Source organism: Nonomuraea glycinis, assembly GCF_014646515.1.
In the GTDB taxonomy this organism is placed as follows: domain Bacteria; phylum Actinomycetota; class Actinomycetes; order Streptosporangiales; family Streptosporangiaceae; genus Nonomuraea; species Nonomuraea glycinis.
The window spans coordinates 356,272-369,048 of the sequence record NZ_BMNK01000006.1 but is presented as its reverse complement, the minus strand read 5'-3'; the positions used below and the strand labels follow the sequence as shown (position 1 = coordinate 369,048).

The window sequence follows — 12,777 nt, the reverse complement described above, 5'->3', positions numbered from 1 at the left end:
AGGCCTACTGTGGTCGCGGCCGTAAGACCCCGCCGAGGTCGTACGGCTCAGTCCGTGCCGCGCTTGAAGGCGGACAGCAGCCGGTCGGCCGCCAGCGACGGGGGCAGCGTGCCGGCCAGCACCTCGCGCTCCACCTCGGCGCTGATCGCCGCCACCTCCGGGTCGTTGCGCAACTCGGCGAGCAGACGGTCGCGGACCAGCGCCCAGGTCCACTCCACCTGCTGACGGCTGCGCTTGGCGGCCAGGTCGAGGCCCTGCTGGTGGGCGCGGACCTGACGCCACACCTCCTCCAGCCCTTCACCGGTGAGCGCGCTGCAGGTCAGCACGGGAGGCGGGGGCGTGTCGGAGCGGAGCATGCGCAGCGCCCCGGCCAGCTCGCGGGCCGCCTTCCTGGCCGCGAGCGCGTGCTCGCCGTCAGCCTTGTTGACCGCGATGACGTCCGCCAGCTCCAGCACCCCCTTCTTGATGCCCTGGAGCTGGTCCCCGGTGCGCGCCAGGGTGAGCAGCAGAAAGGTGTCCACCATGTCCGCCACCGCCGTCTCGGACTGGCCGACGCCGACGGTCTCGACCAGCACCACGTCGAACCCGGCCGCCTCCACCACGACCATGGCCTGCCTGGTCGCCTTGGTGACGCCGCCGAGCGTGCCCGAGGTGGGCGAGGGCCGGATGAACGCGGCCGGGTCCACGGACAGCCGGGCCATCCGCGTCTTGTCACCGAGGATGCTGCCGCCGGTCCTGGTGGAGGAGGGGTCCACGGCCAGCACGGCCACCTTGTGCCCCTGGCCGGTCAGCGCCGTGCCGAGTGCGTCGACGAAGGTCGACTTGCCGACGCCGGGCACCCCGGACACGCCCACCCGCCTGGCCTGGCCCGAGAGCGGCGTCAGCTCGACCAGCAGCCGCTGCGCCAGCGCCTGGTGATCCGGCCTGGTGGACTCCACGAGCGTGATCGCCCGAGCGACCCACGTACGCGAGCCGGCCTTGACGCCCCCCACGTAGTCCTCCAGCGACCGCACCCGCGGCCCCCTTTCTCGGATCTTGTTCGCTGCGGCCTACCGGCGTTCGCCGAGTTCCTCGAGGAGTTCCAGCGCGGCGGTGGCGATCACCGTGCCGGGCGGGAAGATCGCGGTGGCTCCGGCGGCGCGCAGCTCGGCGAAGTCGTCCGGCGGGATGACGCCGCCCACCACGATCATCACGTCCTCGGCGTCCAGGTCGGCGAGGGCCCGCTTGAGCGCCGGCACCAGGGTGAGGTGACCGGCCGCCAGCGTGGAGACACCGACGATGTGCACGTCGGCCTCTACCGCCTGCCGGGCCACCTCCTCCGGCGTCTGGAACAGCGGGCCGACGTCCACGTCGAAGCCCAGGTCGGCGAAGGCGGTGGCGATGACCTTCTGGCCGCGGTCGTGGCCGTCCTGGCCCATCTTGGCGACCAGGATGCGCGGGCGGCGGCCTTCGGCGCGCTCGAAGTCCGCGCACGCCTGACGCGCCCGTTCGATGTCTCCGGCCGGTCCGGCCTCGTCGCGGTACACCCCCGAGATGGTACGGACCTGCCCGGCGTGCCGGCCGAACACCCGCTCCAGCGCGGCGGAGATCTCCCCCACGGTGGCCTTGGCGCGGGCGGCGTCGACGGAGAGCTTGAGCAGGTTGTTCTCCAGGCCGGGCGCGGCGTTGTCGGCGGCCTTGGTGAGCGCGTCCAGCGCCCGGCCGACCTCGTCCTCGTCGCGCTCGGCCCTGAGCCTGCGCAGCTTGTCGAGCTGCTGGGCGCGCACCGCCCCGTTGTCGACCTTGAGCACCTCGATGGGCTCGTCGGCGTCGGGCCGGTACTTGTTGACACCGATGACCGGCTGGCGGCCCGAGTCGATGCGGGCCTGGGTGCGGGCGGCGGCCTCCTCGATGCGGAGCTTGGGCAGGCCCGCCTCGATCGCCTTGGCCATGCCGCCCGCCTCCTCGACCTCCTGGATGTGGGTCCAGGCGCGTTCGGCCAGGTCGTGGGTGAGGCGTTCGACGTAGTAGGAGCCGCCCCACGGGTCGATCACCTGGGTGGTGCCGGACTCCTGCTGCAGCAGGAGCTGGGTGTTGCGGGCGATGCGGGCCGAGAAGTCGGTCGGCAGCGCGAGCGCCTCGTCCAGGGCGTTGGTGTGCAGGGACTGGGTGTGGCCCTGGGTGGCGGCCATGGCTTCGACGCAGGTGCGGGCGACGTTGTTGAAGACGTCCTGGGCGGTGAGCGACCAGCCGGAGGTCTGGGAGTGCGTCCGCAGACTCAACGATTTCGGATTTTTCGCATTAAATCCGGATACGAGGTTGGCCCACAGCAGGCGCGCCGCCCGGAGCTTGGCGACTTCCATGAAGAAGTTCATGCCGATGCACCAGAAGAAGGACAGCCGTGGCGCGAACCGGTCCACGTCCATCCCGGCGGCGATGCCGGCCCGCAGGTATTCGACCCCGTCGGCCAGGGTGTAGGCGAGCTCCAGATCGCAGGTGGCTCCGGCCTCCTGGATATGGTAGCCAGAAATACTAATAGAGTTGAATTTCGGCATCTTTTCACTCGTATAAGCGAAAATATCCGAGATTATGCGCATGGATGGGGTCGGCGGATAGATGTACGTGTTCCGTACCATGAATTCTTTGAGGATGTCGTTCTGGATGGTGCCGGCGAGCTGCTCGGGCGCCACCCCCTGCTCCTCGGCCGCGACGATGTAGAGCGCCAGGACCGGCAGCACCGCCCCGTTCATGGTCATCGACACCGACATCCGGTCCAGCGGGATCCCGTCGAACAGCTGCCGCATGTCGTAGATGGAGTCGATCGCCACCCCCGCCATCCCGACGTCGCCGGCGACCCTCGGGTGGTCGGAGTCGTAGCCCCGGTGCGTGGCCAGGTCGAAGGCCACCGACAGGCCCTTCTGCCCGGCCGCCAGGTTGCGCCGGTAGAAGGCGTTGGAGTCCTCGGCCGTGGAGAAGCCGGCGTACTGGCGGATCGTCCACGGCTGGTTGACGTACATGGTGGGATAAGGACCCCGCAGGTACGGCGCCGCACCCGGATAGGTGTCCAGGAAGTCGAGCCCCCGCAGGTCCTGGGCCGTATAGAGGGGTTTGACCGCGATCCCCTCCGGCGTCAGCCACGGCTCGCCCCCGGGCGGCTCGGTGGCCGTCGCCGACGGACCCGTGCCGTCCGGTACGGACCGGGCCGGGTCGTCCGACGCATCGGGGGGCACGGGCCGGGCCGGGTCGGTCAGCGGGATGCCGGCGAAGTCCGGGATCATGCGGTCACCTCCAGGTCGCGGAAGGTCGTGCGGAGGACGTCGAGCGCGTCACACCCGGCGAACAGGCACGCGTCGACACCGGCATAGCGTTCCTTCCCGGCCAGCCAGACACGATGGGCGCCCGCCCGTCTCAACGCGGCGGCCACCGCCTCGGCGTGCTCGCCGTACAGCCTGTCGCTGGAGCACAGACAGGCGACGGTGGCGCCGCTGACGGCGAAGGCCGTGGCGATCTGCTCCGGGTCGGTGCCGGGACCGGCCGTCTCGGTGGCCAGCCCGCCCGCGTGGAACAGGTTCGCGGCGAACGCGGCCCGAGCGGTGTGCGCCGCGACCGGGCCGATCGTGGCCAGAAAGACCTTCGGCCGTACGGGCTGCGCGTCGGCGAGATCACGCAACGCCTCGAACTCCTGCGCGTACCGGATCACCGGCAACTCGGCCTCAGGAGGAGACCCGCCTGGCGCGGCTACCCCCTCATGGTCGACGGATCCGGCCGTGGAGGCGCGGAGAGGATCGTCGCCGATGCCGGATGGGGTCGTGGAGGCGCGGAGGGGTTTCTCGTCGAGGTGGGCGAACTCGCTGACGCCGGTGATCGGGAGGCGGCGGTGCGCGATGTCCGCGGCGCGGCGCTCGCGGGTGGCCGCGATCCGGCCGGAGATCAGCTCGCCCGCCGCCTCGACGCCGCCGGCCGCCTCGATCTCCTGGAACCAGGCCCACGCGCGCTCGGCCAGGTCGGCGGTGCGGCGCTCGACGGACCAGGAGCCGCCCGCCGGGTCGGCCACCCGGCCGACGCCCGCCTCCTCCAGGAGCAGCAGCTGGGTGTTGCGGGCGATCCGGCGGGAGAACGCGTCCGGCTGCCGCAGGGCGGCGTCGAAGGGCTGGACGGTGACCGCGTCGGCGCCGCCGACCCCGGCGGCGAAGCAGGCCAGGGTGGTGCGGAGCATGTTCACCCAGGGGTCGCGGGCGGTCATCATGGCCGAGCTCGTCACCGCGTGCTGGTGCTGCCGGCTCTCGACGCCGCACACGTCCGCGACCCTGGCCCACAGCTTTCTGGCGGCGCGCAGCTTGGCGATGGTGGCGAACTGATCGTCGGTGGCCGCGTAACGGAACTCAAGCTGGCCGAACGCGAGCGCCGTCCCGAGGTGGTCCAGGGCCCGCAGGTTGGCGACCGCCAAGGCGATCGAGCAGCCCAGTTCCTCTGCGTCACTGGCGCCGGCGTCGTGGTAGGGCGTGGCGTCCACGGTGACGGCCCGCAGCCCTGGAAACTCGGCCGCACACCGCGCCGCGAGCTCAGCGGCCACCGCCGGTCCCACCGCACCGGGACCGACGGCCGAGGCGCCGAGATTCCCGCTGAGCACGGACTCGCCGCCCCGCACGGAGTCCCCACCCTGCGCGGACTCTCCGCCCTGCGCGGACTCTCCGCCCTGCGCGGACTCTCCGCCCTGCGCGGAGCCGCCCTGCGCGGCGCGTGCGGTGGCCAGGGCGAACAGGGCTTCGGCCGCTTCCCGCGTGCGGGTGCCCGCGTCCAGGGTGATCGGCGCGAGGTCGAGGTAGACGTCCTTCAGGAGCGTGGGCAGCTCGGCGACGGGGATCGCCCCGTCGCCGACGACCAGCCAGAGCGAGGTGACCCCACCGGTCAGGTCGGCCAGCACCGCCTCAGGGTCGGCGAGGGCGTGCCGCTGCCTGATGTCCCACCCGGTGTCAGCCCGCGCTCGCCGCTCGAACGGCTCGGCACCGGGCAGGTCGGCAGCGTCGTAGAGCGGGGCGACCGTGATCCCGTCGAAGGTCCCGCTCGCCAGGGCCTCTTCCGGGGTGGCGGCCTCGACCCCCGACTTGCGGAGGACCGCGAGCGCCAGTGCCCGCCAGCCGTCACGGTCGGTGGAGGGGAATCCCGCTGCCAGATCCATGTTCTGGATAGTAAGCGCATGCTGGCACAGGTGGGACAAGCGGGGTCAGATCGTCGGTGCGTCCCAGGTCAGGCGCCAGGTGACCGGCCCTACGACGCCGTCGTCCTCGATGTCCTGCTGACGCTGGAAAGAGCGACAAACCTCACGCGAGGCGGGACCGTACGCGCCGTCGACATCGAGCTCGAAGCCGCGCTCGACCACCTTGGCCTGCCAGGTCCGCACGTCCTCGCCGCGCATGATCGGCGGGTACTTCAGCAGCCGGCCGGGAAACGGCGGGGCCGTCGTGGACGGGCCGCCGGGGACGGGGTCGGTGCCGGGACGGGGCGCGCCGCGCTGGACCCAGGCGTAGAGCGGACCGCCGGGGCAGTCGGTGGGGAATCCGTCCCGGTGCCCCTTGATCTCCTTGCCCGCCCGCCCCTGATCACGTACGTGGTCGACGGCGTCGAGGATGGCGTGCAGCAGGGCATCGGGCGGCTCCACCAGGCCGGAGTTTCCGACCAGGCCGAGCACGGCGTAATGGCCCGAGTTGAGCCCGGAGCCGTTGGCGGCTGGTAAGTGGTGCAGCCCCCGCCCCTCAAATACCTTTTTATGTGGACACGCGACAAATGAGTAGCCAATGTCGATCCACCCATTGCCATCCATATGGTGACTCTGAATGGACCGGACGAGCTTGACGCAACCGGCGTGGTCGCCGACGATTCCGGGATCGACCCGCCCACCGGTGTAGTGAACTTTCACCCCCTTGGTGGTACCAAGCTGTGTGTAGTCGCCGCGCGGCGACCGTGCGTCCCAGTCCTGTCGTCGCACAAGGTCAATGGCCATACGATGCTCCAGAAATCGGCATTGATAGCAACCGAGCGTAACGCGGAAGCATGAACAGGTCTCCGGATCGGCCTATTTCACCGTTTCCTTCCGAGGATGCTCCGGCCCTTCAGGCCGGGGCGGAATCGGACTCCTGCGGAGCGGAGCAGAGGTGGCCGGATCGCCGCCAGGGCGATCCGGCGTCCACCATCTCGCAGGTGAGGGACACCACAAAGATCGATAAGGCTCAAAACTGTCAGTCCTCCCGGATAGGTTCGGATGCATGACGGCACAAGCGGCTACGCAGGGCGCCGGGCACGCCCGGTACACCTTCCGGGTGCGTCTGTCGTCTGCGGCCCGGTGTCTGCTTGAGGCTGAGTGGGATCGGTGCCGGTGGGTCTGGAATGAGTCGGTCGCCAAGTCCAGGCAGGTGCACCGGTACAACAAGGCGACCGGTGAGAAGCGCACGTGTGGTCCGGCGCAGCTGGACAAGATGCTGACCGAGGCCCGCGGGCGCACGCCGTGGCTCGCGCAAGGCTCCAGCGTCGCGCAGCAGCAGGTGATACGCGACTTCGGGAAGTCCCGGGCCAAGGCCTGCAAGGACATCAAGGACCGGTTGCCGATGCGGCAGCGGGCCGGGATGCCGCGCTGGAAGACCAAGCGTGAGGCTGCGGCGAGCCTGAACTACACCAAGCGCGGGTTTCGCCTCAAGGACGGCCGTCTGCATCTGGCGGGCGGGATCGTGGTGCGTCCGGTGTGGTCGCGGGAATTGCCCGCCGTCCCTTCCTCGGTGCGGGTGTACCGCGATGCGGTGGGGCACTGGCAGGCGTCCTTCGTCGTCGTGGTGCAGGTCGAGCCCTTGCCCGAGACCGGCCGGGCGATAGGGGTCGACTGGGGCGTGAAAGAGACGGCCACGACCACCAGCGATGCCTACGATCTTCCCCAGGCCGGGTACGGGCGCACGGCCGCGCAGCGGCTGGCCCGCTATCAGCGGATGATGGCTCGCCGTAAGCCGGCGAAGGGGCGGGCGGGATCGAAGGGTTATCGCGAGGCGAAGCGGCAGGCCGCGAAGCTGCATCGGAAGGTGGCGGCCCAGCGGCAGGACACCGGACGGAAGTGGGCCAAGGCCGTTGCCCGCGACCACGACCGGATCGCGGTGGAAGACTTCCGGCCGAAGTTCCTGGCCAGGTCGAACATGGCGCGTAAGGCCGCGGACGCGGCCATCTCGGCGACCAAGCGCGCCCTGATCGAGATGGGCCGCAAGCACGGGCGGGACATCCGCCTCGTGCACCCCGCGCACACCACCATGGACTGCGCACGGTGCGGAGCGAGAACCAAGCACGCACTACCTCTCTCAGAACGAACCTATGCCTGCACCGCGTGCGGCGCTGTCTCTCCCAGGGACAAGAACAGTGCTCGCGTGATGCTGGTCCGGGCAGGTTGGAACCCGGCAGGTGCCGACGGCGTAAGCCCTCCGGGAGCGCCGCTCCCAGAGGCCGCCTGAGCCTGGAATCCCCACGCACACCCGAAGGTGCCGCGCAAGCGGCGTCCGGCCATAAGGCCGGGCGGGAATCCCCGCCTTCAAGCGGGGGAGCCTTCAATCAGGGCCGGATGACCCGCCTCTCCGTCACAATGGCTGTGATCAAGTCGTGTGGCGTCACGTCGAACGCCGGATTGGCGACCTGTGTGCCCTCAGGAGCCACTCTTACTCCCGCGAAGGTGACGACTTCGCCGGAGGCCCGGTCCTCGATCTCGATGTGCTCGCCGGACGGGGTCGCCGGGTCGATCGTGCTCTCCGGGGCGACGACGATGAAGGGCACCCCGGCCCGCCGGGCGCCGAGCGCGAGCGCGTACGAGCCGATCTTGTTGGCGGTGTCGCCGTTGACGGCGATCCGGTCCGCGCCGATGAGCACCGCGTCGACGCCTCCCCTGGACAGCAGGTACGGTCCCGCCGAGTCGGTGATCAGCCGGTGCGGCGCGCCCATCCTGGCGAGCTCCCAGGTGGTGAGCCGGGCGCCTTGCAGCAGCGGCCGGGTCTCCAGCGCCAGCACCTCGGCCAGCCGCCCGCGTTCGTGCAGCGTCTGCACGACGCCGAGCGCGGTGCCCCGCTCGACGGCGGCGAGCCCACCGGTGTTGCACACGGTCATGATCCGCAGGCCGTCGCCCTCCAGCAGGTCCGCACCGCGCTCCCCCATGGCCAGGCACGCGGCGATGTCGTCGTCCCTGATCCGCAGCGCCGCCCGCAGCACGGCCTGCGACCCCTCCCCCAGGTGCGCGGCGGCCTGGTCGACGCCCCAGGCCAGGTTGACGGCGGTCGGCCGGGCGGCGCGCAGCCTGGCGATGGCGTCGCGGTCGTCCCCGGCGAGGACCACCCCCAGCGCCCCGGCCACCCCCAGCGCGGGCGCGCCCCGCACGGCCAGCCGCTGGATCGCCTCGACGAGCTCGTCCACGGTACGCAGGCGCAGCATCACGCACTCGCCGGGCAGCCGGGTCTGGTCGACGAGCTCGACGGCGCCGTCCACCCAGTCAATGGTTCTCACGTCTGCACGCTAACGCAGGCCGTACAAGTCATGACCTATTCCCAAAGGTAACGTAACGCCCGTGACCGCCGAAGGTGGTCATAGGGGTTCCGACGGCGTTCGCCGGCGCCTGGTCGGGTGCGGCGGACGGCGAGACGGCGGGCGAGCGGTTCGACAGGAGAGCCGACCAAGACAGGGTGATTTTCCGCAAACCCTTCGACATCAAGTCCTGCTAACTGTGATCATTGGAGTTATGTCTGTGATGAAGGAGGTGCCGTTCCCAGGTCAGGAGTCGGCCGAGCTGCCGATGAACATCTGGATAGACGACTCCGACTCGGCCATCGACGTCATCGACGCCCTGGCGCTGTCGCCGTTCGCCACCGGTGTCCAGCCCTGGTCGAGGCTCGCCAGCCTGGAGCGGGTCCGCCCGGACGCCCCGCTGCGTCCCCCGCACGGCCGCGTCGTACGGACCGCGCAGATCGAGGACGGCTCGGAGTCGCGGCTGATCTGCGGCGACGGCTGGACCCTGCGGGTCATCCGGCACCGCAACCGCGCCGCGACGATCAGCGTCACCGCGATCAGCGAGGAGCTGGCCCGCTCGGTGCTCAAGGAGAGCCTGGAGGGGGCGGAGGAGCCGGAGCCGGAGACCGACCACGTCGACATGGGCTTCTGGTGGCGCGGCTCGCACGGGGGAACGCGCTCGGACAAGCCGATCACCGCCCAGCCCTGGCAGGACATCAGCGGCAACTACTCCGCGTCGGTACGCCGTTCGCTCGAGGACCTGATGGCCGTCACCCCGGCCGATGTGAACGGCCGTCTCATCCTCCTGCACGGCCCGCCCGGCACCGGCAAGACCACGCTGCTGCGCACGCTGGCCAAGCAGTGGCAGGACTGGTGCCAGGTCGACTGCGTGCTGGACCCGGAGCGGCTGTTCGACGAGCCCGGCTACCTGATGGAGGTGGCCGTCGGCTACGACAACGACGAGGACGAGAAGCAGCGCTGGCGGCTGCTCGTGCTGGAGGACTGCGACGAGCTGATCAGCGCGTCGGCGAAGACCCAGACGGGTCAGGGTCTGTCGCGCCTGCTCAACCTCACCGACGGCCTGCTCGGCCAGGGCCGGGACGTGCTGGTGGCGATCACCACCAACGAGGACCTGGCCCGCCTGCACCCGGCCGTGGTGCGCCCTGGCCGCTGCCTGGCCCAGCTTGAGGTCGGCCCGCTGACCAGGGACGAGGCGGTGTCCTGGCTCGGCCACGCCGACGGTGTCGGCCCTTCGGGCGCGACGCTGGCCGAGCTGTACGCCCTCCGCTCGGGCCGCGCGGTCACCCCGTCCACCTCCGCCGGCGAGAACACCGGCCTGTACTTGTAGGGGTCCCCGCCCGGGTGCGCCCCCGCGACTCTCCCGGGCGGGAAGCTCTCAGGTGAGGCTCGCGTGCAGGCGGCGGGCCGCACGGATCAGGCCGCTGTCGCCCGTACGTCCGGCGATCTCCGCCACGCACGGCAGCGCGCCCCTGGCCCCGGTGCGGTCGGCGATCCGGGCGGCGAGCCCGAGCGCCTGGGTGTGCGCGGCGTGCGCCCGCTCGCCGGGCCCCGGCAGATAGACGGGCAGCAGGCCGGTCATGACCTGCCACAGGTGGTGGCCGCCCCGGTCGGCCGCGAGCTCCATCGACTCGCGCAGCGACACCGGCTTCAGCCAGGTCCGCCGCAGCAGCAGCGCGAGCTGACGCCCGACCTCGGCGGCGGGCAGATCACCCCTGGCGGCCAGGTCGAGGAGCAGCGACACCCCGGAGGAGGCGCGGTTCCCCTTGCGGTTGAGCAGGAAATAAGCCACCAGGAGCGCGATGGCCTCCCCCGGCTGCCCGTCCGTGGCCGTCAGGGTCTGGACGTGCGCGAGCTCGAGGTGGGATCCGTGCTCCCGGCAGAGGAGGTGGGGAAGCAGGTGCGCCGCCATGGCCTCCCGGTCGTGAGGCAGCATCGCGACCCAGCCGCCCGGATCGTCACCGTCGGCCTGCCACCGGGACGGCCGGGGATCGGACAGCAGGTGGTCGACGAGCTCCAGCCCGGTGGGCTCGGCCCGGATCCCAGGGACGAGGGAGGGGTCGTCCGTGGCGGCCGGTTCCCGGTCGTCGAGATAGCGGCCCGAGCCGTGCCGCCAGCCGATCCGGGTCCGCGGCAGGGGCCTGCGGGCCAGCCAGCCGGCCAGTGTGACGCCCGCCGCACAGGTCAGCCGGCTCGCGCGGGCCGCCACCTCGGGCGGGGTGCGGTGCGGCAGCCGGAGCAGCGCCTGCTGCAGGTCGGCGGGCAGCGCCTCGACGCCCGCCCGCTCGTACCCCTCGATCCTGGCGACGAGCGCGGCCGGGGCGAGCCCGCCGGTGCCGGTGGTGGGGGTGGCCAGCAGGTAGGGCGGCGGTGTGCCGTCGCGCACGGCGGCGTGGAGCTCCGCCAGGCGGCGCAGGAGCAGCCAGTGCGGTGCGGAGACCCGTGAGAGGTCGGGGAGCCGGCCGCCGGGGTGAGGTCCGGGGGTGGCGATCACGGCGGCCATCGCTTCCACCCAGTGCGCGGGATACTGCCATTCGCGCTTGTCGTACGGGGGTGGCCGCCGCTCCGCCAGCTCCTTCATCGCCGCCCTGAGCCCCTGGAGGTCCTCGGTGTGGAACCGGACGAACGCCGCCAGCCACCGCTCCAGGTCCTGCCACGTCGTCCAGTAGACCGCGGCCCCCAGCCCCGCGACCCAGCTGATCGGCGGCAGCGGCGGAGGGGCGGGGTCGGTCGTCTCTTCGAGTGCGCGCTCCAGCTCGGCCACCGTCGCCGCGTCGACGGTGTCGGCCCGGGTGTCGGCCCGGGTGTCGGCCCGGGTGTCGGCCTCGGTGGCGGCCTCGGTGTCGGGTGCCGGTGTTGTGTCTCTTCCGAGGCTCATGCGGGCATGTCCACGGTCAGGCGGGCGGCGATCCTGGCGGCGAGCACGTGCTTGCACGGGCCGCGTGAGCCGCGGTGGTCGAACCACCACTCGCAGGTGCAGGTCCCCTGCTCGATCGCCACCTGCCTGACGCCGCCGGAGGTGGTGACCTGGGCCTGATCGCCGTCGAGCCGGACCGCGCCGGAGTCGGCCAGCGCGCGGGCGGCGGTGAGCCGGGGGTTGAGCTGGGCCACCTGGTCCCGGTCGTAGGGCAGCTCCCGGTGGAAGTGGGCGGCCTCGTGCAGGTCGTAGCCGACGCGGCCGGCGGTGCCGAGCTGGGTGAGCGCGGCGCGTACGCGCTCGACCGTCAGCCCGGAGCGGTCGGCGAGCAGGCCGATCTCCACGGTCGGCTCGAAGTTGAGCAGCATGCCGACCACGTCGGCGTCGCCGGCCGCCTCGTCGGTGGCCAGGTGCTCCAGGACGGCGCCCTCACCGGAGAACCCGCGCCACGGCTCGGGCGAGACGGCCAGGGTGTAGCGCATGCCGGGCAGCTCAAGCTCCCACGCGCACGCCTGGTGGCCCGCACCGGCCGCCGGGCCGTAGACGCGCAGCGCCTTGGCGAACCTGAGCAGCGGCATCAGCGTGGCGACGCGGCCGACGCCGGCCAGGCTCACCGCGCCGCGGCCGGGGCCGGAGGCCAGGCGCAGGTCGCGGCCGGACGGCGCGGCCCACACGGCGGTGGACGCCTTGCGCGGCAGCGACCGCAGGAAGCGCACCGCCTGCGGCCCCTGCAGCTCCGCCCGCAGGTCGAAGCCGGCCGCGATCACCTGCACCTCGGCGAAGCCGCGCAGCCAGCGGGTGGGCAGCGGCACCTTCTTCTCCACGACCGCGCCGTCCAGCGTGGTGACGGTCAGCTCGTCGGGGCCGACGCCGAGGTGCAGCGGGTCCTTGCCGCCGACCCTGGCCAGCGACTCGCGCAGCGGGCCGTTCACGTCGACGTTGGTGGTGCCGCGGTCGAGCACGTCCCCGTCGAGGCCGAGCACGTCGAGCCGGGCGTAGACGCCGCCGCAGGCGGAGAACGACTCGAACCTGAGCCGGTCTCCGTCGCACGTCACCACCGGGTCGCGGGTCCAGCCGGGGCGGGGCTGGTGATAGCGGGTGAGCGCCACGTCCGCCACGGCCAGCAGACCGGCGGCGGCCGGGGCGGCGTGGGTGAGCAGCCCGCTGAAGAACCGGGGGTGGGTCTGGGGGCCCGAGAGGGCCGTGCCGCCGGAGGTCGACAGTCCGAGACGGCCGTCGGCGAGCACGGAGGGCCCGGCGTAGGAGTACGCCTGCACCGCTTGAGTCATGATCGGGACGATAGTGATCACCACTGACACATTCGGAAGGCGTACGTAAAACCT

The 12,777-nt window shown here is 71.8% G+C and carries 9 protein-coding genes; 2 read left to right on the top strand and 7 right to left on the bottom strand.

Annotation, left to right across the window (positions count from 1 at the left end):
- Positions 1-47: 47 nt before the first annotated feature.
- From meaB to IEY87_RS45860, 4 genes are read right to left on the bottom strand one after another with little or no spacing between them, the layout of a single operon-like run.
- Positions 48-1,013, bottom strand: coding sequence for a methylmalonyl Co-A mutase-associated GTPase MeaB (gene meaB / locus IEY87_RS19955; protein ID WP_189140192.1), 966 nt, complete (start codon positions 1,011-1,013; stop codon positions 48-50).
- Positions 1,014-1,049: 36 nt separating this feature from the next.
- The gene (scpA, locus tag IEY87_RS19950; RefSeq protein WP_189140191.1) at positions 1,050-3,257 is read right to left on the bottom strand and encodes a methylmalonyl-CoA mutase; all 2,208 of its coding nucleotides are present in this window, start codon (positions 3,255-3,257) and stop codon (positions 1,050-1,052) included.
- Positions 3,254-5,158, bottom strand: coding sequence for a methylmalonyl-CoA mutase subunit beta (locus IEY87_RS19945; protein ID WP_189140190.1), 1,905 nt, complete (start codon positions 5,156-5,158; stop codon positions 3,254-3,256). The genes scpA and IEY87_RS19945 overlap by 4 nt, the downstream gene beginning before the upstream one ends.
- A gap of 45 nt (positions 5,159-5,203) precedes the next feature.
- Positions 5,204-5,668, bottom strand: coding sequence for a peptidoglycan-binding domain-containing protein (locus IEY87_RS45860; protein ID WP_225277504.1), 465 nt, complete (start codon positions 5,666-5,668; stop codon positions 5,204-5,206).
- A 574-nt stretch (positions 5,669-6,242) separates the two neighbouring features.
- Here IEY87_RS45860 and IEY87_RS19935 point away from each other — a divergent pair.
- Entirely contained in the window at positions 6,243-7,463 is a 1,221-nt protein-coding gene (locus IEY87_RS19935; protein WP_189140188.1) for an RNA-guided endonuclease InsQ/TnpB family protein, read from the top strand.
- Between the two features lie 97 nt (positions 7,464-7,560).
- On the opposite strand, the gene mtnA is transcribed toward IEY87_RS19935, so the two are convergent.
- On the bottom strand, positions 7,561-8,499 hold the full coding sequence (gene mtnA, locus IEY87_RS19930; protein WP_189140187.1) for an S-methyl-5-thioribose-1-phosphate isomerase: 939 nt from the start codon (positions 8,497-8,499) through the stop codon (positions 7,561-7,563).
- Positions 8,500-8,731: 232 nt separating this feature from the next.
- On the opposite strand from mtnA, the gene IEY87_RS19925 reads away from it, so the two are divergent.
- Positions 8,732-9,847 carry a DUF5925 domain-containing protein gene (locus tag IEY87_RS19925; protein ID WP_189140186.1) on the top strand — a complete coding sequence of 372 codons (1,116 nt, stop codon included), beginning with the start codon at positions 8,732-8,734 and terminating at the stop codon, positions 9,845-9,847.
- Between the two features lie 48 nt (positions 9,848-9,895).
- Here the strand turns inward: IEY87_RS19925 and IEY87_RS19920 are convergent, their stop codons facing one another.
- Together IEY87_RS19920 and IEY87_RS19915 are read right to left on the bottom strand one after the other, a co-directional pair.
- Complete coding sequence (locus IEY87_RS19920) at positions 9,896-11,395, bottom strand: hypothetical protein (protein ID WP_189140185.1); 1,500 nt, start codon at positions 11,393-11,395, stop codon at positions 9,896-9,898.
- The gene (locus tag IEY87_RS19915; RefSeq protein WP_189140184.1) at positions 11,392-12,723 is read right to left on the bottom strand and encodes an SWIM zinc finger family protein; all 1,332 of its coding nucleotides are present in this window, start codon (positions 12,721-12,723) and stop codon (positions 11,392-11,394) included. The genes IEY87_RS19920 and IEY87_RS19915 overlap by 4 nt, the downstream gene beginning before the upstream one ends.
- Positions 12,724-12,777: the final 54 nt, after the last annotated feature.

Bases quoted from the DNA above. Each gene is read 5' to 3' on its own strand.
- IEY87_RS19920 (WP_189140185.1), bottom strand. From the start codon at position 11,395: ATGAGCCTCGGAAGAGACACAACACCGGCACCCGACACCGAGGCCGCC.
- IEY87_RS19925 (WP_189140186.1), top strand. From the start codon at position 8,732: ATGTCTGTGATGAAGGAGGTGCCGTTCCCAGGTCAGGAGTCGGCCGAG.
- IEY87_RS19935 (WP_189140188.1), top strand. From the start codon at position 6,243: ATGACGGCACAAGCGGCTACGCAGGGCGCCGGGCACGCCCGGTACACC.
- scpA (WP_189140191.1), bottom strand. From the start codon at position 3,257: ATGATCCCGGACTTCGCCGGCATCCCGCTGACCGACCCGGCCCGGCCC.
- IEY87_RS19945 (WP_189140190.1), bottom strand. From the start codon at position 5,158: ATGGATCTGGCAGCGGGATTCCCCTCCACCGACCGTGACGGCTGGCGG.
- IEY87_RS19915 (WP_189140184.1), bottom strand. From the start codon at position 12,723: ATGACTCAAGCGGTGCAGGCGTACTCCTACGCCGGGCCCTCCGTGCTC.